Source organism: Antarcticirhabdus aurantiaca, from assembly GCF_009765365.1.
GTDB lineage: Bacteria > Pseudomonadota > Alphaproteobacteria > Rhizobiales > Rhizobiaceae > Antarcticirhabdus > Antarcticirhabdus aurantiaca.
Genome location: NZ_VTOM01000003.1, coordinates 223,464 through 248,270 on the forward strand (window position 1 = coordinate 223,464; position 24,807 = coordinate 248,270).

The 24,807-nt window shown below is 69.0% G+C and carries 21 protein-coding genes and 1 pseudogene; 12 read left to right on the plus strand and 10 right to left on the minus strand.

From position 1 onward, the window contains the following. Positions 1 to 247: 247 nt before the first annotated feature. From rpsF to FZN60_RS04985, 6 genes are all read left to right on the plus strand, one after another. Positions 248 to 697 carry a 30S ribosomal protein S6 gene (rpsF, locus tag FZN60_RS04960; RefSeq protein ID WP_158871694.1) on the plus strand — a complete coding sequence of 150 codons (450 nt, stop codon included), beginning with the start codon at positions 248 to 250 and terminating at the stop codon, positions 695 to 697. A gap of 6 nt (positions 698 to 703) precedes the next feature. Next, positions 704 to 952, plus strand: a complete 249-nt coding sequence (rpsR, locus tag FZN60_RS04965) for a 30S ribosomal protein S18 (protein ID WP_158871696.1) — start codon at positions 704 to 706, stop codon at positions 950 to 952. Positions 953 to 1,094: 142 nt separating this feature from the next. Continuing rightward, positions 1,095 to 2,042, plus strand: coding sequence for a hypothetical protein (locus FZN60_RS04970; protein ID WP_158871698.1), 948 nt, complete (start codon positions 1,095 to 1,097; stop codon positions 2,040 to 2,042). A 42-nt stretch (positions 2,043 to 2,084) separates the two neighbouring features. Continuing rightward, a complete protein-coding gene (rplI, locus tag FZN60_RS04975) occupies positions 2,085 to 2,684 on the plus strand; it encodes a 50S ribosomal protein L9 (RefSeq protein WP_158871700.1) in 600 nt (199 codons plus the stop codon). A 152-nt stretch (positions 2,685 to 2,836) separates the two neighbouring features. Next, positions 2,837 to 4,117, plus strand: a complete 1,281-nt coding sequence (locus FZN60_RS04980; protein ID WP_158871702.1) for a cyclopropane fatty acid synthase — start codon at positions 2,837 to 2,839, stop codon at positions 4,115 to 4,117. A gap of 170 nt (positions 4,118 to 4,287) precedes the next feature. Beyond that, positions 4,288 to 5,790, plus strand: a complete 1,503-nt coding sequence (locus FZN60_RS04985; RefSeq protein WP_500786069.1) for a replicative DNA helicase — start codon at positions 4,288 to 4,290, stop codon at positions 5,788 to 5,790. 266 nt (positions 5,791 to 6,056) lie between these two features. Here FZN60_RS04985 and FZN60_RS04990 read toward each other — a convergent pair. Together FZN60_RS04990 and FZN60_RS04995 are read right to left on the minus strand one after the other, a co-directional pair. Beyond that, positions 6,057 to 7,298, minus strand: a pseudogene (locus tag FZN60_RS04990) (FAD-dependent oxidoreductase). Positions 7,299 to 7,348: 50 nt separating this feature from the next. Further along, positions 7,349 to 7,798, minus strand: coding sequence for a MarR family winged helix-turn-helix transcriptional regulator (locus FZN60_RS04995; RefSeq protein ID WP_158871706.1), 450 nt, complete (start codon positions 7,796 to 7,798; stop codon positions 7,349 to 7,351). A 927-nt stretch (positions 7,799 to 8,725) separates the two neighbouring features. On the opposite strand from FZN60_RS04995, the gene FZN60_RS05000 reads away from it, so the two are divergent. The 6 genes from FZN60_RS05000 to opgC all read left to right on the plus strand — a co-directional run bounded on the left by FZN60_RS05000 (position 8,726) and on the right by opgC (position 16,067). After that, positions 8,726 to 10,288: an SLC13 family permease gene (locus FZN60_RS05000; protein WP_158871708.1), complete on the plus strand. Its 1,563-nt coding sequence runs from the start codon at positions 8,726 to 8,728 to the stop codon at positions 10,286 to 10,288. Positions 10,289 to 10,358: 70 nt separating this feature from the next. Next, entirely contained in the window at positions 10,359 to 11,768 is a 1,410-nt protein-coding gene (gene radA / locus FZN60_RS05005; protein ID WP_158871710.1) for a DNA repair protein RadA, read from the plus strand. Positions 11,769 to 11,847: 79 nt separating this feature from the next. Then, the gene (locus tag FZN60_RS05010; protein WP_158871712.1) at positions 11,848 to 12,444 is read left to right on the plus strand and encodes a CvpA family protein; all 597 of its coding nucleotides are present in this window, start codon (positions 11,848 to 11,850) and stop codon (positions 12,442 to 12,444) included. A gap of 159 nt (positions 12,445 to 12,603) precedes the next feature. Beyond that, the gene (gene purF, locus FZN60_RS05015; protein WP_158871714.1) at positions 12,604 to 14,064 is read left to right on the plus strand and encodes an amidophosphoribosyltransferase; all 1,461 of its coding nucleotides are present in this window, start codon (positions 12,604 to 12,606) and stop codon (positions 14,062 to 14,064) included. A gap of 22 nt (positions 14,065 to 14,086) precedes the next feature. After that, positions 14,087 to 14,833 (plus strand): SDR family NAD(P)-dependent oxidoreductase, encoded by a 747-nt coding sequence (locus FZN60_RS05020; protein WP_158871716.1) that lies wholly within the window; start codon positions 14,087 to 14,089, stop codon positions 14,831 to 14,833. Between the two features lie 112 nt (positions 14,834 to 14,945). Next, complete coding sequence (opgC, locus tag FZN60_RS05025; protein ID WP_158871717.1) at positions 14,946 to 16,067, plus strand: OpgC domain-containing protein; 1,122 nt, start codon at positions 14,946 to 14,948, stop codon at positions 16,065 to 16,067. 13 nt (positions 16,068 to 16,080) lie between these two features. Here the strand turns inward: opgC and FZN60_RS05030 are convergent, their stop codons facing one another. The 8 genes from FZN60_RS05030 to FZN60_RS05065 form a co-directional block, all read right to left on the minus strand. Next, complete coding sequence (locus FZN60_RS05030) at positions 16,081 to 16,905, minus strand: CDP-alcohol phosphatidyltransferase family protein (protein ID WP_158871718.1); 825 nt, start codon at positions 16,903 to 16,905, stop codon at positions 16,081 to 16,083. Positions 16,906 to 16,913: 8 nt separating this feature from the next. Further along, on the minus strand, positions 16,914 to 17,612 hold the full coding sequence (locus tag FZN60_RS05035) for a phosphatidylserine decarboxylase (protein ID WP_158871720.1): 699 nt from the start codon (positions 17,610 to 17,612) through the stop codon (positions 16,914 to 16,916). Between the two features lie 83 nt (positions 17,613 to 17,695). Beyond that, positions 17,696 to 19,660: an ABCB family ABC transporter ATP-binding protein/permease gene (locus tag FZN60_RS05040; protein ID WP_158871721.1), complete on the minus strand. Its 1,965-nt coding sequence runs from the start codon at positions 19,658 to 19,660 to the stop codon at positions 17,696 to 17,698. A 54-nt stretch (positions 19,661 to 19,714) separates the two neighbouring features. Further along, the gene (locus FZN60_RS05045; protein WP_158871725.1) at positions 19,715 to 20,743 is read right to left on the minus strand and encodes a peptidoglycan -binding protein; all 1,029 of its coding nucleotides are present in this window, start codon (positions 20,741 to 20,743) and stop codon (positions 19,715 to 19,717) included. A gap of 3 nt (positions 20,744 to 20,746) precedes the next feature. Next, entirely contained in the window at positions 20,747 to 21,793 is a 1,047-nt protein-coding gene (locus FZN60_RS05050) for a MotA/TolQ/ExbB proton channel family protein (protein ID WP_158871727.1), read from the minus strand. 144 nt (positions 21,794 to 21,937) lie between these two features. Further along, positions 21,938 to 22,777, minus strand: a complete 840-nt coding sequence (locus FZN60_RS05055; RefSeq protein ID WP_158871729.1) for an inositol monophosphatase family protein — start codon at positions 22,775 to 22,777, stop codon at positions 21,938 to 21,940. A 198-nt stretch (positions 22,778 to 22,975) separates the two neighbouring features. Beyond that, on the minus strand, positions 22,976 to 24,022 hold the full coding sequence (locus FZN60_RS05060) for a tetratricopeptide repeat protein (RefSeq protein WP_158871731.1): 1,047 nt from the start codon (positions 24,020 to 24,022) through the stop codon (positions 22,976 to 22,978). Beyond that, positions 24,019 to 24,675 (minus strand): thiamine phosphate synthase, encoded by a 657-nt coding sequence (locus FZN60_RS05065; RefSeq protein WP_158871733.1) that lies wholly within the window; start codon positions 24,673 to 24,675, stop codon positions 24,019 to 24,021. Before FZN60_RS05065 ends, FZN60_RS05060 begins: the two co-directional genes overlap by 4 nt. Positions 24,676 to 24,807: the final 132 nt, after the last annotated feature.

Consider the following 24,807-nt stretch of genomic DNA (forward strand, 5'->3'; position numbering starts at 1 on the left):
GGACGCCGTCGAGACTTGCGCTTGCCCGCCATTTGCTTTATGCGCCGCCTCGTCATGCCCGGTCCTCGGCCGGTGGCTGAACGGAAGGCGACCGATTCTCCCCGGCTCGATCCGTGCCTCAAGGCGCGAAACTTCCCGTGTCTCCGCTCTCGACCGTTCCTTCGACGCGCCTTTCCCATCGGGTTAGTCGCAGAGGCTTAGCCGCCTTGGATCTCGGGCAAACGATTGGACAAGGAAAGGCGACGCCATGGCGCTCTATGAGCACGTGTTTCTCGCACGCCAGGACATCAGCAGCCAGCAGGTCGATCAGCTCGTCGAACAATATCGCGGCGTGATCGAACAGAACGGCGGCAAGGTCGGCAAGGTCGAGAATTGGGGTCTGAAGACCCTCTCCTACCGCATCAAGAAGAACCGCAAGGCGTACTACACGCTCATGAACATCGATGCCCCGGCGTCGGCGCTTCATGAGATGGAGCGTCAGATGCGCTTCAACGAAGACATCCTGCGCTACATCACCATCAAGGTCGACACCCACGAAGACGGGCAGTCCGCCATGATGCAGAAGCGCGACGATCGCGGCCCGCGCCGCGGCGAGCGTGGCGACCGCGGTGATCGCGGCGACCGCGGCCCGCGCCGTGACCGCGAGGACGATCGCGGCCCCCGCCGCCCCCGCGCCACCGACAGCGATTCGGAGTAAGCCACAATGGTCGACATCGCACAGCTCCCGACGCGCCGGCCCTTCCATCGCCGCCGCAAGTCCGACCCGTTCGCCGGCTCCGACGCGCCGAAGATCGACTACAAGGACGTCCGCCTCCTGCAGCGCTACATCTCCGAGCGCGGCAAGATCGTGCCCTCGCGCATCACGGCGGTCTCCCAGAAGAACCAGCGCGCCCTCGCCCAGGCGATCAAGCGCGCCCGCTTCCTGGGCCTCCTGCCCTACGTCCTGAAGTAAGTGCGCTCGTCGGGCGCCCCGATCGGGCGCCCGGCTCCCGGGCTCGTCCGCGAACAGGCGGCGGCGGGCGCGTTTTCCCAGATTCAGCCGAGTTGGGACAAGCGTCCCTAACTGCTCTTCCCGCAGGACAGCGAACCCCTTGATGACCCCCCAAGCCATTCTCGTCGGCATCGCCGCCGGACTCGCGGGCGGCCTGCTCTTCGCGGGCGTCGTCCTCGATTCGTCGACGGCCGTCGGCCTCGCCCTCGCCGCGCCGATCCCGGTGGCGATCGCGAGCCTGGGCTGGGGAACGGCCGCAGGCTTCATCGCCGCCTTCACGGCCGCGGGCCTGCTCTACGCCGCCACCGGCGCCGGCTTCAACGCGCTGTCCCTGCTTCTCACGATGATGCTGCCGACCGCCGTCGCCGGCCACCTCGCCGGCCTCGCGCGCCCCGTCGGCGACGCCGCGCCCGGCCAGACCCCGCCGCTCGACTGGTATCCGCTGCCGCGCGTCTTCCACGCGCTGGTCGGCATGAGCGTTCTGGCCTGCGTGGTCCTTGGCTGGCTCGTCGCCTACGATCCCGCCTCGGTCGCCGCCGACCTCGCCGCCGCCCTGACCGCCAGCGGCGCGACGGCGGAAGGGCTGACGCCCGAGCAGGTTTCGCAGTTCGCCCGCCTGATCGCCGACCTCGTGCCGATGGTCCAGCCGGCCATGCTGGTGGTGACGCTCGTCGTCGGCCTTTATCTCGGCGCGCTGGCCGCCCGCATCTCGGGCCGCCTGCCGCGCCCGCGCGACGACATCCCGGCGGCCGGGCGCCTGCCGCGCGTCGCCGTCACGCTGTTCGCGCTCGGCCTCGTCGCCGCCCTTCTGCCCGAACCGGTCGGGCTCGTCGGCGGCGTCGTGGTGGGCGCCTACTTCGCCGCCTTCAGCCTCGTCGGCCTCGCCGCCCTTCACCGGCGCACCCGCGGCCGGGCGGGTCGCGGCCTCCTGCTCTTCGCCGCCTACGCGGCCATCGTCCTCCTCTTGTTCCCGATCCTCGCCTTCACGGTGTTCGGCATCATCGAGACCGGTCGCGCCAATCGGCCGCCGGTCGCGCCGCCCGGCACCTGAGACCCCGCCAGACCTTCCAACACGAACCCAAGGAATCATCCCATGGAAGTCATCCTCCTCGAGCGCGTCGCCAAGCTCGGCCAGATGGGCGAGACCGTCCGCGTGCGCGACGGCTTTGCCCGCAACTACCTCCTGCCGACCGGCCGGGCGCTGCGCGCCAACGACGCCAACCGCGCCCGCTTCGAAGCCCAGAAGGCGCAGATCATCCAGCGCAACGAAGAGCGCAAGGCCGAGGCCTCGTCGGTCGCCGAGACGCTGAACGGCCGCTCCTTCGTCGTCGTGCGCTCCGCCGCCGAGACCGGCCAGCTCTACGGTTCGGTGTCCACGCGCGACCTCGCCGAGATCCTGCGCGAGCAGGGCTTCAAGGTCGGCCGCAGCGAGATCCAGCTGAACCAGCCGATCAAGACCATCGGCGTCCACCCGGTGACGATCGCCCTCCACTCCGAGGTCGAGGTCGAGATCTCCGTCAACATCGCCCGCTCGCCCGACGAGGCCGAGCGCCAGGCTCGCGGCGAGGACCTCACCTCGGCCGCCGCCATCTACGGCGACGACGAGGACGAGGATCTCGGCGACGAGGTCGAGGCCGAGGGCGACGAGGCCGAGGCCACCGAGACCGAAGGCGACGAAGCGGCCGCCGGCTGATCGTTGCCACGCTGTTGAAACATCGAGGGCCCCGGCATCGCCGGGGCCCTTTTCGCATGGGCGAGAGGGCATATCATCGCTCTCGGCCGCCTGTGTCGGTCGAGCCTTGCGCCAGGGCGGGCTCGCGGGCGCGCCCGGAGGCTCGATCCGCGATGAACCCGATCCTGTCCCTCTATGTCCGCCATCTCGTGCGCGAGGGCACCCTCCTCGTCACCGATTCCGCCGGACGCCAATCGCGCTGGGGCGACGGCAGCGGCAAGCCGGTCCACGTGCGCCTGAAGACCCGCGCCGCGGAGCGCGCCGTCGCGCTCAATCCCGGCCTTGCCTTTCCCGAGCGCTACATGGACGGCGAGATCGACATGGTCGAGGGCACGATCCACGACCTCCTCGCCCTCGTCTTCCGCAATGCCGGCACCCACGCCACCGACGAGCCCTGGATGCGGGCCGCCGAGACGCTCGGCGCGCTCCTGAAGCCGCTGCGGCTGCGCAACACGCCCGGGCGCTCGCGCCGCAACGTCGAGCACCATTACGACCTGTCGGGCGCGCTCTACGACCTCTTCCTCGACGCCGACCGGCAATATTCCTGCGCCTATTTCGAATCGCCCGCCGACGATCTGGAGACGGCCCAGCTCGCCAAGAAGCGCCACATCGCCGCCAAGCTCCACATCGACCGGCCGGACCTGTCGGTTCTCGACATCGGCTGCGGCTGGGGCGGCCTCGGCCTTTATCTCGCGCGCCACTGCGCGAGCGAAGTCACCGGCATCACCCTCTCGACCGAGCAGGAGGGCGTCGCCAACCGCCGCGCCGAGGACCAGGGCCTCGCCGCGCGGGCCCGCTTCCGCATCGAGGACTATCGCCACACGGCCGGCCGCTTCGACCGCATCGTGTCCGTCGGCATGTTCGAGCACGTCGGCCCGCGCTTCTACGCTGACTACTTCGGCGCCGCGCGCCGGCTTCTCGCCGACGACGGCGTCATGCTGCTCCACACGATCGGCCGCCTGGAGGGCCCGGCGGAAACCAACGCCTTCATCGCCAAGCACATCTTTCCCGGCGGAACGCTGCCGGCCCTGTCGGAGATCCTGCCCGCCACCGAGCGCGCCGGCCTCGTCGTCACCGACGTCGAGGTCCTGCGCCTTCACTACGCCGAAACGCTGAAGGCCTGGCGCCTGCGCTTCGCCGCCCGGCGGGAGGAGGCCAAGGCGCTCTACGACGAGCGCTTCTGCCGGATGTGGGAGTTCTACCTCTCGGCGGCCGAGTGCGGCTTCCGCTGGCAGAACCTCGTCGTCTTCCAGATCCAGCTCGCCCGGCGCATCGACGCCCTTCCCGTGACCCGCGACTATATCGCGCAAGCCGAGTCGCGGCTGCGCCTCCTCGACGGCGGCGCGGCGCGCCCGCCCGTCGCAGCCGTGCCGGATGCCCGGCTCGCCGGCTGATCAGGCGCGCCCGCTCCTCCCCTTCGCACAGCCTGTCCACACCGATCCCCGTCATTCACAGGGCCGACGACCGTTGCCGCCGCGTCAGCTTGCGGCGGGTTCGGCCGTGCTATTATGGACCCTTTCCGACTCAGGCCCCGGCCGGTCGGGTCCGATTTTGACGACATGGCATGAGAAGGAGCGGCACGGTGGCGGAGCCTGCGCGCAAATTTCAGGAGGAAGCCCCGCTCTATCGGGAGGCGCCCGCCAACATCGAGGCCGAGCAGGCGCTGCTCGGCGCCATTCTCGTCAACAACGACGCCTACTACGTCGTCCACGACTTCCTGAAGCCGGACCACTTCTTCGAGCCGCTCCACCGGGAGATCTTCGACAAGACCGGCGAGATGATCCGCATGGGAAAGCTCGCCAACCCCGTGACGATCAAGACCTTCCTGCCCGCGCAGGACCGGGTCGGCGACATCAGCCTCGCCCAGTACCTCGCGCGCCTCGCGGCGGAAGCCACCACCATCATCAATGCCGGCGACTACGGCCGCGCGATCTACGACCTGGCGCTGCGCCGCTCGCTCATCGGCATCGGCGAGGAGATGGTGAACCTCGCCTTCGACGCGCCCCTCGACATGGAGCCCAAGCTCCAGATCGAGGAGGCCGAGAAGCGCCTCTTCTCGCTCGCGGAGACGGGCCGCAACGACGGCGGCTTCCAGTCCTTCACCGACGCCGTCACCATCGCGGTGCGCATGGCCACCGCCGCCAAGGACCGCGACGGCGGCTTGTCGGGCGTGTCCTCCGGCATCATGGGCCTCGATCGGCGCATGGGCGGCCTCCAGCCCTCGGATCTCATCATCCTCGCGGGGCGCCCGGCCATGGGCAAGACCTCGCTCGTCACCAACATCGCCTTCAACGTCGCGGCCGCCTACGAGCCCGCCGAGCAGGCCGACGGCACCTTCCAGGCCAAGAACGGCGGCGTCGTCGCCTTCTTCTCCCTCGAAATGAGCGCCGAGCAGCTCGCCACCCGTATCATGTCGGAGCAGACGGAGATCTCCTCCTCCAAGATCCGTCGCGGCTCGATCAACGACCAGGAGCTCGTGAAGCTCGTCGCCTGCTCGGAAACGATGCAGCGCCTGCCGCTCTACATCGACCAGACCGGCGGCATCTCCATCGCCGCCCTCTCGGCCAGAGCCCGGCGCCTGAAGCGCCAGAAGGGCCTCGACGTCATGATCATCGACTACGTCCAGCTGATGCAGGGCTCGTCGAAGACCGCCGGCAACCGCGTCCAGGAGATCACCGAGATCACCACGGGCCTGAAGGCCCTGGCGAAGGAGCTGAACGTGCCCATCATCGCCCTGTCGCAGCTCTCGCGACAGGTCGAGAACCGCGAGGACAAGCGCCCCCAGCTCTCCGACCTTCGCGAGTCCGGCTCGATCGAGCAGGACGCCGACGTCGTCCTCTTTGTCTACCGCGAGGAATACTACCTCGCGGCCCGCGAGCCCAAGCCCGGCACCGACGAGCACCTCAAGTGGGAGCAGGCGATGAACGACGCGCGCGGGAAGGCCGAGGTCATCATCGCCAAGCAGCGCCACGGCCCCACCGGCTCCGTCCCTCTCGCCTTCCAGGCCGAGTTCACCCGCTTCTCCGACCTCGCCGAGGAAGCCTACCTGCCGGAGCGCTTCGAGTAGGCGCGCGCGGCGCGCGGCGCGCGGTCCGCGTCCTCCGCGTCCGTGTCCTGAGGATTTGCGCAGACGTCGAGGTCGAGCCGCCGCCCGCGCCCGCCCGGCATCACGGGAACATCCGGCTCGATGCTCTCGCCCGGATTGCACGTACCCAGGAACCACCTGCAGAACATTTCACATTCGAAACGCGCGGAAAGCCCGCGCCAAACGTCGAGATCGTCTGTCACCCGCCCCGGGCGATCGCGGATCCCGGTGCAGCGACATAACCGCCATTATGGGACCAACTGGCGACTTGAAAACGAATACGCTTTATCACCTTGCGACACGTTTTCTGGATAGCCAGACAGATCGGGCGCTTTCGTCTCGCCCGCGAACAACTTAGCGGCCAAGTTGCGGATAGGCGGCTTGCTGGCAACGCCGAGTGCACCATGCAGAAGGTGGATACCGAGGCGGCTGCGCGGATGCATCATGCGCGGAGCGATTTTGGGAACGCTTTGGCCGTCCTCGACCATCGGACGCATTGCCGCGTCGTAGGCATCAAGTGCGGCCGTCAGGTCGCGGTTGCGATGAAGTTCGCTTGCCAGGACATAGGCACCCGTCACTGCCAGCGTTGTGCCGATGCCGGCGAGCGGTGTAGCGCACCAAGCAGCATCGCCAGTCAGCACGACCCGGCCCTTCGACCAGCGCTTCATCCGCACCTGACGCAAAACATCGAAGTAGAAGTCCTGCGTGCCGTCCATTCCCGCAAGTATGCGCTTCGCTTGCCATCAAGCATCCGCGAAACGCTCGCGCATATAAGCTTTCTGGCGGTCGGCATCCCAGTCTTGCTCGCCGCCGGGTGCTTGCTGGATAGTCAGGTTCGCGCGGATGGTACCGTGATTGTCGGGCCGTAGCGAGAGGCTCCGCCCTCCCGTCGCATTGTACCAACGCCACATACGGTTATCGTCCGGCGTGCGCGGAATGGTAAAATAAGCGATCGTCAGGTCCATCCAGCGCGGATCGTTCTCGTCGGGAAACACGAGTTCGCGAGTCTTTGATCCGACACCTTCCGCGACGATGACCAGATCGTAGCTTTCGGTCTTGCCACTGGCGAACGTGACGCAGACCCTCTCGTTGTTATCGTCGATATGTTCGATCGTGTCGCCGAAGCGAAACGTCGCCCCCTCTTGGGCTGGCTCGTAGAGGAGGCGTGCAAGGTCGCCGCGCAGGATTTCCATCTCCGCCGTCGGACCATCGCCTTCCAGCTCGTCGGTCTCAAACGCCGCGACGACTTCGCCCATATCATCGACCCATGTTGTTCCCTTTTCGCCGGTACCTCTATCGAGCGCGGCCTGCTCCAGCCCCATGCGCCGTAGGACCTCACGGCCGACACCGCGCACGTCGATGTTCTGCCCACCGTCGCGGAACTCAGAGGCTCGCTCCACCAGGGTGACGTCGTTGCCGAGACGGCTCAACCACCAAGCTGCGGTGTTGCCAGCAATGCTAGCGCCTGAAACGAGAATGCGATGGGACATGAAAACCGGCTCCTCGAACCAAAAAATATCACGAATGATATATTCCGGTCTTAGCGTCGGTCAAGATTGACGATCAGCCTCTGAAGCAACCCGACCAGACAGGCGGCTTCCTCGCGTGAAAAGCCCTCGAGGGCTTTCGTGTTGCCGTCGATCAGCGCTTGGCCGCCGATCATGGCTGCCTCGCGTCCAGCATCTGTGAGCTCGACCACCGACGCGCGGCGGTCGTTCGACGATGGCGAGCGGGCGATCAGTGCCATCGTCTCCAGCCTGTCGAGAAGCGCGACCATAGCCGGCTGCCTGACAGCGGACGAGCGGACAAGGTCACGTTGCAGCAGTGGTCCTTTCCATGACAGGAGCAGGAGCGGTCCGATCAACGCCATCGTCAGGCCGTGGGGCTTGAGCGCCGCATCCACCTCGCGATTGAATGCACGGGCGGCATGGTTGGCAAGGTATCCGGGAGCAACCACAGCTTCGGGATGAATGTCGTCTTGGTCCTGCATAGAAAATCACCTGCTCCGACAGGGCAGTCCTTATCATCTTCGGCATTACATATTCTCAAACAACATTCCTCTCGATTGTGTCATTGGTGCAAAAATCCAGAATTTTGCACGCTGCAGGGTCGCCAGCTCTGCCAAGGGGTCAGGCGGCGCACAATCTAGGTGCAGAACGTAAGATGGCACCGGCACCGAAGAGGACGAAATGTCGGCCTTGAAGGTCGCTGACTTCAAAGCAGAACGGCAGCCCCCTTGCGCGCCAGCTCGATGCGTTTTCTGGAGCATCCGCTCCGGCCTGCACAGAAGCGAAATTTATCCACGCCCTCGCTCCCATCACCTACCTTGCCCTCACCGCCGGCCCGTTCGGATGGGCGCGAATGATCACCGGGATCGTTCGAGAGGGCCGGCGGGCGAGGTCCGGTTCAGTTCGCTTCTTCCGGAGGAGCGCTCACCCGGGCGGCGCGACGCGCGAGGATCGGTGCAGGCTGTAACGGCCCGCGCCGTGGAGTATCCCCGAAGGCAGACCCGGGACCCGGTTGGGACAGACCCGAACTCGGGAGGACGCCGTCAGGCACGGGTGAAGCCGCCCGTTTCTGGCTCCCACGCGCGCGGTGCGGGATGGCCCCGCATCGGAAAAGCGACGCAGTCCCTCGCGGTGGGCGCCGCAGGCGGACCCTTTCTGACGATTAGCATACGTCGCAGGTTCAGCCTGCGGCGCCCCCTAGCCCTCCTCGCAAGGGAGGCACCGACTGCTTCAACGCTCCGGCCGCTCCCCACGCGGCGCGGAATCGCGCCCGCGCGCCCTGGCACCGCTTTCGTCCCCTGCCGCGCGAAAAGACCGGCGGCACGTCGACCCGAAAAGGCGCCGATCCGCATCACACGCCTGGATTGCTGCCCCACTTGCGCCAGATTGTCTCATCGGGAGGAATCACCATGAGCGATGACGCCGCCGCCGCAGGTCCCCGCGCCGCAAGCCTGCCGAACCGGACCGACGCCGCATCCGCGGCGTCTCAGCGCGCCGACGACGGGATCTTTCCGATCAAGCCCGTTCCGATCGCCGTCGGCCTCGCGATCTTCCTGGGCCTTCTCGCCCTGCCGGCGCCCGAGGGTCTCTCGCCGGAAGGCTGGCGGGTCGTCGCCGTCGTCGGACTGATGTTCGCCTGGTGGATCACCGAGGCGATCCCCCTTCCGGTCACGGCGCTCCTTCCGGTCGCGCTCTTTCCCACCTTCGGCATCAACACCGTGCGCGAGGCGGCCGCACCCTTCGCCGATCCCGTCATCTTCCTCTTCATGGGCGGCTTCCTTCTCGCCCTCGCCATGGAGCGCTGGAACCTGCACCGCCGCGTGGCGCTCAACATCCTGCGCCGCACCGGCTCGCGCCAGCACAACATCATCGGCGGCTTCATGCTGGCGACGGCGCTCTGCGGCATGTGGGTCTCCAACGCCGCGACGGCGGTGATGATTTTCCCCGTCGCCATGTCCGTCGCCAAGCTCATCGAGGAGCGCGGCGGCAGCTCGCAGTTCCCCATGGCCCTGATGCTCGCGGTCGCCTACGCCGCCTCCATCGGCGGCGTGACGACGCTGATCGGCACGCCGCCCAACGCCATCCTCGCGGGCACGCTCAACCGGGCCTACGGCTACGACATCGGCTTCGCCCAGTGGATGATCATGGGCGTGCCGATCGCCGCGGTCATGCTGACCGGCACCTGGCTCATCCTCACCCGCCTCGCCATCCGGCTCGACCGCGGCGAGATCGAGGGCGCCGACGCCCTGTTCCGCACGCAGCTCGACGAGCTCGGCGGCTGGACGCGGGCCGAGATCCGCGTCGCCGCGATCTTCGCGCTGACCGCCGCGGCATGGGCGCTGCGCACCACGATCACACCTTACGTTCCCGGCCTCAGCGACGCCTCGATCTCGATCTTCGCCGCTCTCGCGCTGTTCCTGACGCCGTCCGGCGGCCCGAACGGGGGCGCGCTGATCGACTGGGACACGGCCAAGCGCCTTCCCTGGAACATCCTGCTGCTCTTCGGCGGCGGCCTCAGCCTTGCCGGCGCCATGGCTTCCACCGGCCTCGACGCCTGGATCGGCGATCAGATCGGCGGCTACGCCTCCGGCCTGCCGACGATCGGCATCGTGCTCCTGATCACCCTCGTCGTCCTCGTCATGACGGAGTTCACCTCCAACACGGCCACCGCCGCGGCCTTCGTGCCGCTCTTCGCGGTCCTCGCGATCGGCATCGGCGAAAACCCGCTGCTTCTCGCCTTCCCCGCGACGCTCGCGGCCTCCATGACCTTCATGCTGCCGGTCGCAACCCCGCCCAACGCCCTCGTCTTCTCCTCGGGCTACTTCACCATCGGCCAGATGGCGGCGAAGGGCATCTGGGTGAACGTCCTCGCTCTCGTGGTCATCACCTTCATGTCCTACTGGCTCCTCATCACCTTCTTCGGCGTCGTCGTCGGAGAGGTTCCGGACTGGGCGACGGGAGGCGCGACCTAGCCGGCCTGCACGCTTGTTTCCGCTTTGTTCGCGTGCCATCTAGGGCAACGTCACTCGCCCCTGGACCCGCATGGCCAAGCCCAAGATCTCCTTCATCTGTCAGTCCTGCGGGGCGGTCTATACGCGCTGGCAGGGCAAGTGCGACGCCTGCGGCGAGTGGAACACCATCGTCCAGGAGCAGGTGGATGCCGGCGGGGGCGTCGGCGGCGGGCCGATGATGGCGCGCGGCCGGCGCAAGGGCCGGGCCTCCGAGCTCCTGTCGCTGGCGGGCGAGAGCGACGAGGCGCCGCGCGTCGTGTCCGGCATCGACGAGCTCGACCGGGCGACGGGCGGCGGCTTCGTGCGCGGCTCGGCGTTGCTCATCGGTGGCGATCCCGGCATCGGCAAGTCGACGCTCCTGATGCAGGCCACCGCCGCGCTCGCCCGCCGCGGCCATTCCGTCATCTACGTCTCGGGCGAGGAGGCCGTCGCGCAGGTGCGCCTGCGCGCCCAGCGCCTGAAAGTCGCCGATACCGGCGTCAAGCTGATGGCGGAGACCAACGTCGAGGACATCCTCGCCACCCTCAACGAGGCGCGCCGCCCCGACCTCGTCGTGATCGATTCGATCCAGACCCTCTGGTCGGACGGCGTCGAATCGGCGCCCGGCACGGTCACGCAGGTGCGCACCGGCGCCCAGGCCCTGATCCGCTACGCCAAGGCGAGCGGCGCGGCCGTGATCCTCGTCGGCCACGTCACCAAGGAAGGGCAGATCGCCGGCCCGCGCGTCGTCGAGCACATGGTCGACGCCGTGCTCTACTTCGAGGGCGAGGGCGGCCACCACTACCGCATCCTGCGCACCGTCAAGAACCGCTTCGGCCCGACCGACGAGATCGGCGTCTTCGAGATGGGCGATTCGGGCCTGCGCGAGGTCGCCAACCCGTCCGAGCTGTTCCTGGGCGAGCGCAACGCCTCCTCGCCCGGCGCCGCGGTCTTCGCCGGCATGGAAGGCACGCGCCCCGTTCTCGTCGAGATCCAGGCCCTCGTCGCCCCCTCGGCCCTCGGCACGCCGCGCCGCGCGGTGGTGGGCTGGGACCAGCCGCGCCTCGCCATGGTGCTCGCCGTTCTCGAAGCCCATTGCGGCGTGCGCCTGGGGAGCCACGACGTCTACCTCAACGTCGCCGGGGGATTCCGCATCTCCGAGCCCGCGGCCGACCTCGCCGTGGCCGCCGCCCTCGTCTCCTCGCTCTCCGGCTCGGCCCTGCCGCCGGACTGCGTCTACTTCGGCGAGGTCTCGCTGTCGGGGGCCGTGCGCGCCGTCGCCCATGCCGGCCAGCGCCTGAAGGAGGCCGAGAAGCTCGGCTTTCGCCAGGCCGTCCTTCCCGCTCTCGGCCCCGATGTCGGACGCCCGCTCGATGGGCGGGCCTTCGAGGTCGAGACGCTGCCCCACCTCGTCGCGCGCGTGGCGGGCGGCTCGCTCGCCGCGGAGGACGACGAGACTTGATTTTGCCCCACCGACCGAGTGTAACCGCGCCATCGGGCGCTCTTCGCGCCGCCGCCTCCCGTTCCAAGGCCCCTTCCCGATGACGGTCACCCTCCTCGACGGCTTGCTTTTCGGCATCATGCTCGTCTCGGCGCTCCTCGCGATGGTGCGCGGCTTCTCCCGCGAGGTCCTGTCGGTCGTGTCGTGGGTCGTCGCGGCGGCGGCCGCCTTCTTCCTCTACGAGCCGCTGACGCCCTTCGCCCGGCAGTACATCTCCAGCGACACGGTCGCGATGGCCGCGGCCGCGCTCGGCGTCTTCGTCGTGGCGCTGATCATCGTGTCCTTCATCACGCTCAAGATCGCCGACTTCATCATCGACAGCCGCATCGGCGCGCTCGACCGGATGCTCGGCTTCGTCTTCGGCGCGGTGCGCGGCCTGCTTCTCGTCGTCGTCGCCATGCTGTTCTTCAACTGGCTGGCGCCCGAGGAGCAGCCGACCTGGGTCGCGCAGGCCCGCTCCAAGCCCTTCCTCGACGATCTCGGCGCCCGCCTCGTCGCGGCGCTTCCCGAGGATCCGGAAGCCACGATCCGCCAGCAGTTCGGAACCCCCGGCACCGCCGCGCAGCCCGAGGGCGGCGAGCCGGCGAGCGGCGAGAGCGCAGCGCCCGCCGACACGGCGCCGCCCCCGGCCAACTGACGGGCGCCCCGCCGTGCCGGCGCGAACCGGAAACGGTGCGTCATTCACTTTGTCGCGCGGCGGGGAGGACCGACGCGCGATTTCGTTCGCGCGGCGAGGAGGTTGCGCCTATATCGATGCTTTGCGGCCCATAAGCTGCCCGGCCATGGTGTGTGCCCCATGAACCTGATGCCCTTCGGCGATCCGGACGACGACAAGCTCCGCGAGGAATGCGGCGTCTTCGGCATCTTCAAGCGCAGCGAAGCCGCCGCGCTCGTCACCCTCGGCCTTCACGCCCTCCAGCATCGCGGCCAGGAAGCGGCGGGCATCGTGTCCTTCGACGGGTCGCAGTTCCACGTCGAGCGCCATGCCGGCCTCATCGGCGACACCTTCACCAAGCAGTCGGTGCTGGAACGCCTGCCGGGCGACGTCGCCATCGGCCACACGCGCTATGCCACCACCGGCGGCGGCGGCCTTCGCAACGTCCAGCCCTTCTTCGCCGAGCTGTCCTCCGGCGGCTTCGCGGTGGCCCACAACGGCAACATCACCAACGCCCTCACGGTCCAGCGCGAGCTGCAGCGCCGCGGCTCGATCTTCTCCTCGACCTCCGACACCGAGACGATCCTCCACCTCGTCGCGACCTCCGGCGCCCGGCACTTCCGCGACAAGCTGATCGACGCGCTCTCCCGCCTCGAGGGCGCCTTCTCGCTCGTCGGCATGTCATCGAAGAAGCTCGTCGGCGTGCGCGATCCGCTCGGCATCCGCCCGCTCGTCCTCGGCGACCTCGACGGCGCCTCGATCCTCGCCTCCGAGACCTGCGCGCTCGACATCATCGGCGCCACCTTCGTGCGCGACCTCGAGCCGGGCGAGATGGTGATCATCACCGACGAGGGGATCGAGTCGATCTTCCCCTTCCAGTCGCGCCGCCCGCGCTTCTGCGTCTTCGAATACGTCTACTTCGCCCGCCCCGACTCGAACATCGAGGGCCGCAACGTCTACGAGATCCGCAAGAAGATCGGCGCCGAGCTCGCCCGCGAGAACCATCTCGACGCCGACATTGTCGTGCCGGTGCCCGATTCGGGCGTGCCGGCCGCCATCGGCTACGCGCAGGAGTCCGGCCTCCCCTTCGAGCTCGGCATCATCCGCAATCATTACGTCGGGCGCACCTTCATCCAGCCCGGCGACGCGATCCGCCACATGGGCGTCAAGCTCAAGCACAACGCCAATCGGGGCATGATCGAGAACAAGCGCGTCGTTCTCGTCGACGATTCGATCGTGCGCGGCACGACCAGCCAGAAGATCGTCCAGATGGTGCGCGACGCGGGCGCCGCCGAGGTGCACATGCGCATCGCCTCGCCGCCGACCAAGGCGAGCTGCTTCTACGGCGTCGACACGCCGGAAAAGGCCAAGCTCCTGGCCTCGCGCATGAGCGTCGAGGAGATGGCCGACTTCATCCGCGTCGACTCCCTCGCCTTCCTGTCGATCGACGGCCTCTACCGCGCCACCGGCGAGCCGGGCCGCAACGCGCTGCAGCCGCAGTTCTGCGACGCCTGCTTCACCGGCGACTATCCCACCGCCCTCACCGACCAGGACGGCGCCGACAACGTGCGCCCGCTCTCGCTCCTCGGCGGGGCGGGCTGATTCAACGACCCGACACGCAGCCATGACCACCAAACACCTCGACGGCCGCATCGCCCTCGTCACCGGCGCCTCGCGCGGCATCGGCTACCAGATCGCCAAGGCGCTCGCCGCCGAAGGCGCCCACGTCGTCGCGGTCGCGCGCACCGTCGGCGGGCTGGAGGAACTGGACGACGAGATCAAGGCGGCCGGCGGAAAGCCGGCGACGCTCGTCCCCCTCGATCTCGCCGACATGGCCGCGATCGACCGGCTCGGCGGGGCGATCGATCAGCGATGGGGCAAGCTCGACGTCCTCGTCGCCAATGCCGGCATCCTCGGCGTCCTGTCGCCCATCGGCCACATCGAGGCGAAGGTCTTCGAGAAGACGATGACCGTGAACGTCACGGCGACCTGGCGCCTCATCCGCTCGGTCGACCCGCTGCTGCGCCGCTCGGATGCCGGCCGCGCGGCCGTGATGTCCTCGGGCGCCGCCCACTCGGCCAAGGCCTATTGGGGCCTCTACGCCGCGACGAAGGCGGCGTGCGAGGCGCTGGTGCGCTCCTGGGCCAACGAGACGATGAACACGCCGCTGCGCGTCAACTCCGTCAATCCCGGCGCGACCCGCACCGCCATGCGCGCCCAGGCCATGCCCGGCGAGGACCCGAAGACGCTTCCGACCTCCAAGGAGGTCGCGGCCAAGATCGTGCCCCTGCTTTTCCCCGCGGTCACCGAAACGGGTATGCTCTTCGACGTCCGGGAGAATCGCTTCAAGCGCTACCAGGACCCGGCCTGATCGTTCTTTGACATCGCCGATCGTGAAAATCCGCCGGAACCGAAGGACGGTCTGGCAAGGCGGAACCGGGTAGAACCGCGCCATCCGGCATTCGGGCGGGATGGAGACGGCGATGCCGGCGCGGCGCGAAATTCGCATCGATTTCATTCGCGGCCTGGCGCTTCTCGCGATCTTCGTCGGCCATGCCGGCTTCGACTTCTCCGACGCGTTCCAACAGGCGCGCGGTTTTTCCGACGCGTCGGAGATCTTCGTGCTCCTGGCCGGCGTGTCGGCCGCCCTCGCCTATTGGCGCCCGTCGGGCTTCGACCCCGAGGCGGCCTCGGCGAAGACGCTTCGCCGGGCGCTGCGGCTCTATCTCGTCCATCTCGCGATGGTGGCCGCGCTGCTCCTCTCCGTCGCCCTGCCGCCGATCGCCAGCCGTCCCGCCATCGTGGCGGAACTCGGCCTCGACACCTTCGGCGCCGCGCCGGTGCGCAACGCGGTCGAGATCGTTCTCCTGTCCTTCATGCCGGGCGACCTCGACATCCTGCCGCTCTACGTCTTCCTGATCGTCGCGACGCCCTTTTTCCTCGCGCTTCACGAGCGCTCGCGCCGCCTGCTTCTCGCCCTCTCCGGCGGACTCGCCCTCGCATTCGGCGCGCTCAAGCTCGACTTCGTCAACGACGCGATGCCGGCCGGGGGCTGGTACTTCGACCCGCTCTCCTGGCAGTTCGTCTTCGTCATCGGCCTGTGCATCGGCGTCGGGCTGAAGCGGGGGCGCGACCCGCTTGCCTATCGTCCCTGGCTCTTCCGGCTGGCGGCCACCTTCGTGCTCACCGCGATTCCCGCGAACCTTCTTCTGCACTTCGTCTTCACGGAGATTTCGAGCAGCCACCTCGTCCACGCCCTGGTGTCGAAGACCTTCGTCGGCCCGTTACGTCTCGCGAACGCCCTGGCGCTCCTCTACGTCCTGTGGAACCTGTCCGCCGTGAAGCGGCTCACCGCCGACGGCGCGCTCGCGCCGGTCTTCGCGGCGGGCGCCGCGAGCCTTCCCGTCTTCGTCTTCGGGCTGGCGCTCTCGACGCTCTGCCAGATGCTGATGGCGAGCGAGGTCGCGATTCCCCTGGCGGCGCAGGCATGCCTCGCGGTCGGCGGCTGCCTCGCGCAGCTCGTTCTCGCCACCCATCTGGGCGAGCGCAAGCTGAAGCGCCGAAATGCGTCCGTGCCCCTCGCGGCCTCCCTGCCGCAAGGCTGACGCGCCGCGGAGGTCAGGCGGCGCCGGCTTCCGCCTGCATGTCGGCCTTGGTCCGCCGGGCGAAGGCGCGCATCGAGAAGGGGATCGTCGCCATGTAGACGAAGGCCGTCACCGTCAGCGTCTCCCACAGAAAGCTGACGAGCAGCGCCACGTAGAGAACGACGGCCAGGATCACCGGGATCGCCCAGTCCCGCCGGACGCGCAGGTTGTCGCCCTTGCCCGAGAAGGTCGGCAGACGGCTCGCCATCAGGAGGCCGACCGCCAGGAGATAAAGACCGGTGAGCGTCGCGGTGGCGACCGGCGCGTCGAGGTCGATGCCGGTGAAGGAGATATAGGCCGGCAGCATGGCGAGCCCCGCTCCCGCGGGGGCGGGCACGCCGACGAAGAAGTTCGAATGCCACTTCGGCCGGTTCGGGTCGTCCAGCATGGTGTTGAAGCGCGCGAGGCGCAGGGCGCAGCCCGAAGCGTAGAGGAGGACGCAGATCCAGCCGATCGCGCCGGCATTGTGGATGATGTGGGCGTAGAGCACGAGCGCCGGCGCGATGCCGAAGTTCACGATGTCGGCGAGCGAATCCATCTCGGCGCCGAAGCGGCTCTGGCCCTTCAGGTAGCGCGCGACGCGCCCGTCGACGCCGTCCAGCACCGCCGCGCCGATGACGAGGCCCACCGCCAGCTCGATCCGCCCCTCGAAGGCGAGGCGGATGCCGGTCATCCCGGCGCAGATCGCGAGGATGGTGATGAGGTTCGGCACGATCTGCCGGATCGGGATGCGCGGCGCGGCCTGGGCTTCGGTGTTGTCGGGGCGGCCGGGCGCGAAGGGGGGAAACGGGGATTCCATGCCGCCCATCAATCCCGACGTGCAGGCCAGGTTGCAAGCCCCTCGCCGAACTCGGCGATGACCGTCTCGCCGGCGATCGCCTTCTGCCCTTCCGCGACGCGGGGATGCGCGCCGTCCGGCAGGTAGACGTCGAGGCGCGAGCCGAAGCGGATCAGCCCGAAGCGCTCGCCCGCTTCCAGCCGGTCGCCCGTGCCGCGAAAGGGCACGATGCGCCGCGCGACGAAGCCGGCGATCTGCACGACGCCGAAGGGACCCCGCGGCCCCTCGATGACGATGGAGTTGCGCTCGTTGACCTCGCTCGCCTTGTCGAGCTCGGCGTTCTGGAACTGCCCCTCGCGATACGCGGTGCGCAGGATGCGGCCGCGCATCGGCGCCCGGTTCACGTGGCAGTCGAAGACGTTCATGAAGATCGACACGCGCAGCATCGGCTCGAAGCCGAGCTCCAGCTCGGCCGGCGGCACGACGTGGCCGACGAGGCTGACGCGCCCGTCCGCCGGCGAGATCACGAGGTGCTCGGCCACCGGCGTCACGCGCTCGGGATCGCGGAAGAAGTAGGCGCACCAGCCGGTCAGGATGAAGAAGATCCAGAACAGCGGCTGCCAGACGAAGCCCAGCACGACAGCGACGACGAAGAAGGCCGCGATGAACGGGTATCCCGCGGGATGAACGGGCACGAGCGCGTTGCGGATCGAGTCGAGGATGTGCATGGGGCGGCGGAGATCCCGTTGTTCGAAGGGCGCATTAGGCATGGAGATGGTGGCCGCGCCACCGTTTTCGAGCGCGCGGCGCCTCAGACCTCCACGGGCCGCCGCCGCTCGACGACGCCGAGGGCATCCTCCTCCCGGGCCCGGCGCAGCGCTTCCTCCGCCTCGGTCGCCGCGCGTTGCATGCGCCACATCTCGGCGTAAAGGCCGCCTTGGCGCAGAAGCGCCTCGTGCCCGCCGCGCTCGACGATCTCCCCGGCCTTCAGGACGATGATCTCATCGGCCCCGACGATGGTGGACAGGCGATGGGCGATGGTGAGCGTGGTGCGGTTCTTCGAGACGAGGTCGAGCGCGGCCTGGATGCCCTGCTCCGTATGGGTATCGAGCGCGCTCGTCGCCTCGTCGAGGACGAGGATCGGCGGGGCCTTCAGGATGGTGCGTGCGATCGCCACGCGCTGCTTCTCGCCGCCCGACAGCTTGAGGCCGCGCTCGCCGACCATGGTCCGGAAGCCGTCCGGCAGCTTCTCGATGAAGCCGGCGATCTGGGCGAGCTCGGCGGCGCGCCGCACCTCGTCCTCGGAGGCGCCCGGCCGGCCATAGGCGATGTTGTAGGCGATCGTGTCGTTGAAGAGCACGGTGTCCTGCGGAACGATGCCGATGACCTTGCGCACGCTTTCCTGCGTGACGGCCGCGATGTCCTGCCCGTCGATGGTGATGCGCCCGCCCTGGATGTCGTAGAAGCGGAAGAGGAGGCGCGAGATGGTCGACTTGCCCGCGCCCGACGGCCCGACGATCGCGACCGACTTGCCAGCCGGCACCTCGAAGGACACGCCTTTGAGGATCTGCCGGTCGGGATCGTAGCCGAAGCGCACGTCCTCGAAGCGGATCGCGCCCTCGTGCACCACGAGGTCCGGCGCGCCCGGCCGGTCGGTCACCTCCTGGCGCACGCCGAGAAGGTCGAACATCGCCTCGATGTCGGTGAGGCCCTGGCGGATCTCGCGGTAGACAAAGCCGATGAAGTTCAGCGGCACGGAAAGCTGGATCATCATGGCGTTGATGAAGACGAAGTCGCCGAGGGTCTGCGTGCCCGCGCGCACTTCGAGCGCCGACATGACCATGACGATCGCCGTTCCGACGCCGTAGATCAGGCCCTGGCCGAAGTTCAGCCAGCCGAGCGAGGTCCAGGTCTCGGTCGCCGCCTTCTCGTAGCGCGCCATCGAGGCGTCGAAGCGCCGCGCCTCGATCTCCTCGGTGCCGAAGTACTTCACCGTCTCGAAGTTGAGGAGCGTGTCGATCGCCTTGGAGTTCGCGTCCGTGTCGGAATCGTTCATCTCCTTGCGGATGGCGATGCGCCAGTCGCTGGCGCGGATGGTGAACCAGCCGTAGAGCCAGACCGTGACCGCGACGACCAGGAGGTAGGAGACGCCGTAGGCGAAGCCGAAGATCGCGGCGACCAGGGCGAACTCGAAGATCGTCGGAACCGTGTTGAGGATCGTGAAGCGCACGATCGTCTCGATGCCCTTGGTGCCCCGCTCGATGATGCGCGACAGGCCGCCGGTGCGCCGCTCCAGGTGGAAGCGCAGCGACAGGGCGTGGAGGTGGCGGAAGGTGATCAGCGCGAGCCGCCGGACCGCGTACTGCCCGACGCGGGCGAAGAGCGCGTCGCGCAGCTGGTTGAGGCCGACCGAGACGAGGCGCACGAGGTTGTAGGCGACGACGAGCGTCACCGCGCCGGTGAGGATCAGGGGCAGCCACTCCGTCGCCGTGTTCTTGCCGTCGAGCGCGTCTGTCGCCCACTTGAAGAAGTAGGGAATGACGACGGTCGCGAGCTTGGCGAGGATCAGGAAGGCGGAGGCCCAGACCACCCGCATGCGCAGGTCCGGCCGCTCGGCCGGCCACATGAAGGGCCACAGGTGCTTCAGCGTCGAGAGCGTCGCGCCGCGATCGCCGGAGACGGTTTTGGTGGGAGGAACGGCCACGCGGCCTCCTGGAGCATGTCGAGGATCGGAACGGACGACATGACTCGCAAAGGGCCTGCCGGGCCCCCGCATATAAGAACGTTTCCAGGTCTTGTCTGCGCCCCTGCGCGTGCGCCGCGCGGCGACTCAGCGTTCGGTGAGCTTGAACTCGATGCGCCGGTTCCGCGCCCGCGCTTCCACGCTATCGGCCGGGTCGATCGGCGAGAACTCGCCGAAGCCGGTGGCGGCGAGGCGCTGCGGCGGGATGCCCTGGCTGACGAGGTACTTCACCACGGAAGCCGCGCGGTCGGTCGAGAGCTGCCAGTTGTCGGCGAAGCGCCCGCCGGTGATCGGCACGTCGTCGGTGTGGCCGTCGACGCGCACGATCCAGTCGATGTCGGGCGGGATCTCGGCGATGAGCTCCTTGATGGCCGTCGCGAACTTGGCCATCTCGGCCTCGCCTTCCGGCTGGAGGACGTCGGAGCCCGAGGGGAACAGCACCTCGGACTGGAACACGAAGCGGTCGCCGACGACGCGGATGTTGTCGCGGTCGGACAGGATCTCGCGCAGTCGGCCGAAGAAGTCGGATCGGTAGCGCGACAGCTCCTGGACGCGCTGGGCGAGCGCCGTGTTGAGGCGCGAGCCGAGATCGGCGATGCGGGTCTGGCTCTCGCGGTCGCGGACCTCGGAGGCGTCGAGCGCGGCTTCGAGCGCGGCGATCTGCCGGCGGAGCGCGGCGAGCTGCTGGTTGAGCAGCTCGACCTGGGCCTGCGCGCGCTCGGACAGCTGGCGCTGGCTGGCGACCTCCCCTTCCAGCTCGGACACCCGCGCGCCGGCGCTCGCCGCCGCGCCCTGCCCGCTGTCGAGCGCACCCTGAAGGCGCGAGCGTTCGGCTTCGGTCTCGCCCAGCGTCGTTTGCAGGGCGGCGATCTGGTCCAGCCGGTCCTGGCCGGTCGAGCGCTCGAGCGCCAGAAGCTCGGTCAGCTCGTCGATCTGCGAGTTCAGGCGGCTGAACACCTCGTCCTGGCCGGACAGCTCGCGCGACAGGAGGAATTGCGCCAGCACGAAGACCGACAGGAGGAACATGATGGCGAGGAGCAGCGTCGACAGGGCGTCGACGAAGCCCGGCCAGTAGTCGACGTGGCGGACGGTGCGGCGGTTGCGCGACAGGGCCAAGGCTCAGGCCCCGCTTCCCGGCCGCGTGGGGCCGCCGACGGCCTGGCTCAGCCGGTCGAGGACGCCGCGCATCTCGCGCTGCTCGCTGGCCTGCGCTTCGACGAAGTCGCGCAGGATCTGCTGCTCGGAGCGCATGTGCTGGACGAGGCCCTGGATGCTCTCGGCCAGGTTCGCCATGGCCGTCGAGGTGCGCGGCTGGATGCCGCCCTCGGCGACCAGCCGGCCGAGCCGCTCGGACAGGAGCCGCAGCTCCTCCACGCCCGCGACGCCGAGGCCGCCGGCGGCATGGCCGGCGTCCGAGCCGACGTCGGTGATCGAGGACAGCCAGTTCTCGAGCTCGGTGTAGAAGCGGTTCTGCGCGCGGCCGAGCTGGAGGTCGAGGAAGCCGAGGACGAGCGATCCCGACAGGCCGAAGAGCGAGGAGGAGAAGGCCGTGCCCATGCCGGACAGGGGTGCGGCAAGGCCGGTCTTCAGCGCGTCGAGGATGCTCGCCGTGTCGCCGCCGGTGGGATTGAGGCCCTGGATGGTCGCCGAGATCGAGCCGATCGTCTCCAGGAGGCCCCAGAAGGTGCCGAGGAGGCCGAGAAAGACCAGGAGGCCGATGAGGTAGCGCGAGATGTCGCGCGTCTCGTCGAGACGCGTGGCGACCGAGTCGAGGATCGCCCGCGTCGACTGGGTGGACAGGGTGACCTGCTTGCGCCGTCCGATCAGCGCGCGCATCGGCGCGAGCAGGACCGGATCCTTCATGTCGTCGAACTCGGCCGAGCCGTCGCGATACGCGTTGACCCAGCGCACCTCGCGGAAGAGGCGCATCACCTGGAGGAGCGCGAGCAGCACGCCGATCAGGAGAACGCCGCCGATCAGGCCGTTGAGGCCGGGATTGGTCACGAAGGCGCGGGCGATCTGGCGCCCGAGGATCAGCGCGACGAAGCCCACCAAGCCGAGAAAGACCAGCATCGTCCACAGAAAGACGAGCGGGCTCGACAGATTGGTCGCGGCGACGCCTTCCGCGCGCCCCACCTGGTCACTCGCCGAACTGAACACCTGCATCGCGCCCGTCGACCCTCGCCCGTTTCCGCACCCGCTTCGATGAGACGATAGGGGCGTTCGTTCACGGAAACTAAGCGACCAAGCGGTGTTTTGAATGCCGGCCGGGGTTTTCCAGAGGTTTTCGCGCCTTTTCCCTGGACAGGGTTACGCGTCGACCCCTCCGGCGCTGCCGCCGCGCGCCGCCCGGCGGGCCGCATTGGCCTTGGCGAGCTGTTCAAGCACCGCCTTGTGGATCAGCTCGTTGCCGCAGGCGACGTTGCCGGAGAAGAGATCGAAGGCGCTGCCGTCGGTCGAGGTCACGAAGCCGCCGGCCTCGCGCACGATGATCGAGCCCGCCGCCACGTCCCAGGCTTTGATGCCGTTTTCCCAATAGCCGTCGAAGCGCCCTGCCGCGACGTAGCAGAGGTCGAGCGCCGCCGCGCCCAGGCGCCGGATGCCGGCGGTCTCGGCCATAAAGTTGCGCGCCTCGTAGAGGAAGCCGGGATGGTCGCCGTGGCCCATGAAGGGGATGCCCGTCGCGATCACGCATTCCGGCAGGGCGCGGCGGGCGGCCACGCGCAGGCGGCGATCGTTGAGGAAGGCGCCGCCGCCGCGCTCGGCGACGTAGAGCTCGTCCATCGCCGGGTTGAAGACGACGCCGGCGACGACCTGCCCCGCCCGCTCCAGGCCGATGGAAACGGCGAAGATCGGAATGCCGTGGAGGAAGTTGGTGGTGCCGTCCAGCGGATCGACGATCCAGCGGTGCTCGGGATCGCGTCCCTCGACGACGCCGCGCTCCTCCATGACGAAGCCCCAGTCCGGCCGGGCGCGCGAGAGCTCCTGGTAGAGCACTTCCTCCGAGCGCCGGTCGGCGTTGGACACGAAGTCCGCCGGCCCCTTCAGCGAGACCTGGAGGTTCTGCACCTCGCCGAAGTCGCGGGTCAGCGCCCGGCCGGCCTTCATGGCGGCCTGGATCATGACGTTGAGAAGGGCGGAACGGGCCATGGAGGATCGTCTCTCGATGAAGGCCGCCGCGCCGGCGCGGCGCCGGGCGCGAACAGGATCGGGCTGGGTCAAATAGCGGGGGATGCGGCGCGGTCGAACCGCACCACCCCGATTACGCGTCGCGACCAAGGCCGCGGGGACGGGCAAGCGCGTCCAGAACCACACTTCCGATGCGGCTTCAAGCCGCCGGCGAACCTCTCAGCCCGACCGGAAGCGGTTCGCGGCCTCCAGCGCCGCCTTCTGCGCCGGCTCGTCGAGGCCGCGGAAGAAGTCTTCGAGAACGAGGTCCGAATTGCCGAAGCGCTTGGCGAGGACGTACCACTTGGCGGCTTCGGCCGTGTTCGGCTCGGTGCCGACGCCGTCCTTGTAGAGGTGCGCGACGCGGTTGATGGCGATCGGGTTGCCGCGCTCGGCCGCCCGGCGCAGCCAGTGGAAGCCGTTCGACAGCTCGGCCGGGCCGCCCTTGCCGTTGATCAGCCAGATCCCGTACTCGATCTGCGCCGTGTCGTGGCCGCCGGCGGCGGCCTTCTCCAGCCAGCCGCGAGCCGCCGGGAGGTCGATGCCGGTGCCGTCACGCCCGTAGGCGAGGAGCTGCGACATGGCGTATTCGGCGTCCGGCAGGCCGGCCTCGGCCGCCTTGCGGAAGTAGCTCTCGGCCTCCGAGAAGCCACCGGAGGGCGAGGCCTGGATCACCATCTGCGCGTAGTTGAACTGGGCGAGCGGCAGGCCGCCGTCGGCGGCGAGCTTCATCAGGTCACGCGCCTGCGCGAGGTCCTGCGTCACGTCGCGCCCATCGAGCAGCATCATGGCATAGCGGAACTGGCCTTCCGCGCTGCCGGAGCGCGCGGCGGCCTGATACCAGTGCGCCGCCTGCTTCATGTCGACGGGAACGCCCAGGCCCCGCGAATGGATCTCGCCGAGCAGGACCTGGGCGGCCGGATCGCCGAGATTGGCAAGCGGCTCGGCAAGCTTCATCGCCGTGAGATAGAAGCCGCGCTGGAAGGCGCCGAAGGCGAGGTCGGCGGGCAGAACGTCGGCGCCGGGCGCCGGAGCGGCAGCTGCCGCGCGCGTCGGAGCGGTCGGCACGGCCGGCGCGACCGGCACGCTGCGGGTCGGGCGCGGAGCGGCCGTGGGGACCGGGGGCGCCGCCGGCGGGACGAGCTCCTGCGCGAGGCTCGGCGCGACCGCCAGGAGCGAGAGCGCGGCGGCCAGCGCTCCCCATCGCCGCGACCGCCGCAGGCTCATGCCGACGCTCCCTCGCCCGCCGCGGCGTCGAGGATGGCGTTCGCCCGCGCGACGGCCGCAGCCGGATCGGGCGCCTCGAAGACCGCGCGGGCGAGCGCGACGAACTCGGCGCCCGTCGCGGCGACGGCGCTCAGGCTCTCCACGCTGGATCCGCCGAGCGCGATGCAGGGCACCTCGACGATCGCCGCCCACCATTCCGCCATGTCCAGCGTCTTGCGATGCGGCGCTTCGTCGGTGTCGCCCGCGAAGCGGCCGAAGAACAGGTAGTCCGGCAGCGCCTCGCCCGCATCGAGCGCCTCGTGGCGCGTTTCGAAGCCGGAGCCGCCGACGATGAGCTTGGGCGAGAAGCGCTTGACCGTCTCGGCGAGCTCCTCCGCGTCGCCGGCGGTCAGGTGGATGCCGTCCGCCTTGACCCGGCCGGCGCAGCGCGTGTCGTCGGCGACGATCGCGGCGGCGCCCGCCTCCTGGATCAGGGGCACGAGCCGTTCCGCCGCGGCCTGGAACCGCGCCTCGTCGAGCCCGGCGCCCGCCAGGATCACGGAAGCGACGTCGCCCCCCGAAAGCGCGGCCTTGAGGCGCTGTTCGGCATCCTCGTGCCCGGGCTCGGTCATCAGGAGTACCAGACGGGGACGGATGGTCTCGGTGTCGGACATGCTTCGCTTCGCTTCGATCTCGGCGCGCCCGCATGCGCCCGCTTCTGGGCGGGTTTGGGGCCGTCCCTGCCCTATGGAAAGCCGGGGGCCGGCGCAAGTCGCGCCAAACGTCGGAACCGGTGACGCCCCCGG

What these genes read in the sequence shown, in the direction of transcription:
- opgC (WP_158871717.1), top strand. Translation starts at nt 14,946, where the DNA reads ATGCCGGCGCGGCGCGAAATTCGCATCGATTTCATTCGCGGCCTGGCG.
- FZN60_RS05055 (WP_158871729.1), bottom strand. Translation starts at nt 22,777, where the DNA reads ATGGCCCGTTCCGCCCTTCTCAACGTCATGATCCAGGCCGCCATGAAG.
- FZN60_RS04980 (WP_158871702.1), top strand. Translation starts at nt 2,837, where the DNA reads ATGAACCCGATCCTGTCCCTCTATGTCCGCCATCTCGTGCGCGAGGGC.
- FZN60_RS04995 (WP_158871706.1), bottom strand. Translation starts at nt 7,798, where the DNA reads ATGCAGGACCAAGACGACATTCATCCCGAAGCTGTGGTTGCTCCCGGA.
- FZN60_RS05065 (WP_158871733.1), bottom strand. Translation starts at nt 24,675, where the DNA reads ATGTCCGACACCGAGACCATCCGTCCCCGTCTGGTACTCCTGATGACC.
- FZN60_RS05050 (WP_158871727.1), bottom strand. Translation starts at nt 21,793, where the DNA reads ATGCAGGTGTTCAGTTCGGCGAGTGACCAGGTGGGGCGCGCGGAAGGC.
- FZN60_RS04970 (WP_158871698.1), top strand. Translation starts at nt 1,095, where the DNA reads ATGACCCCCCAAGCCATTCTCGTCGGCATCGCCGCCGGACTCGCGGGC.
- rpsR (WP_158871696.1), top strand. Translation starts at nt 704, where the DNA reads ATGGTCGACATCGCACAGCTCCCGACGCGCCGGCCCTTCCATCGCCGC.
- rpsF (WP_158871694.1), top strand. Translation starts at nt 248, where the DNA reads ATGGCGCTCTATGAGCACGTGTTTCTCGCACGCCAGGACATCAGCAGC.
- FZN60_RS05010 (WP_158871712.1), top strand. Translation starts at nt 11,848, where the DNA reads ATGACGGTCACCCTCCTCGACGGCTTGCTTTTCGGCATCATGCTCGTC.
- FZN60_RS05020 (WP_158871716.1), top strand. Translation starts at nt 14,087, where the DNA reads ATGACCACCAAACACCTCGACGGCCGCATCGCCCTCGTCACCGGCGCC.
- FZN60_RS05040 (WP_158871721.1), bottom strand. Translation starts at nt 19,660, where the DNA reads ATGCGGGGGCCCGGCAGGCCCTTTGCGAGTCATGTCGTCCGTTCCGAT.
- FZN60_RS04985 (WP_500786069.1), top strand. Translation starts at nt 4,288, where the DNA reads ATGAGAAGGAGCGGCACGGTGGCGGAGCCTGCGCGCAAATTTCAGGAG.
- purF (WP_158871714.1), top strand. Translation starts at nt 12,604, where the DNA reads ATGAACCTGATGCCCTTCGGCGATCCGGACGACGACAAGCTCCGCGAG.
- FZN60_RS05060 (WP_158871731.1), bottom strand. Translation starts at nt 24,022, where the DNA reads ATGAGCCTGCGGCGGTCGCGGCGATGGGGAGCGCTGGCCGCCGCGCTC.
- FZN60_RS05035 (WP_158871720.1), bottom strand. Translation starts at nt 17,612, where the DNA reads ATGCACATCCTCGACTCGATCCGCAACGCGCTCGTGCCCGTTCATCCC.
- rplI (WP_158871700.1), top strand. Translation starts at nt 2,085, where the DNA reads ATGGAAGTCATCCTCCTCGAGCGCGTCGCCAAGCTCGGCCAGATGGGC.
- radA (WP_158871710.1), top strand. Translation starts at nt 10,359, where the DNA reads ATGGCCAAGCCCAAGATCTCCTTCATCTGTCAGTCCTGCGGGGCGGTC.
- FZN60_RS05030 (WP_158871718.1), bottom strand. Translation starts at nt 16,905, where the DNA reads ATGGAATCCCCGTTTCCCCCCTTCGCGCCCGGCCGCCCCGACAACACC.
- FZN60_RS05000 (WP_158871708.1), top strand. Translation starts at nt 8,726, where the DNA reads ATGAGCGATGACGCCGCCGCCGCAGGTCCCCGCGCCGCAAGCCTGCCG.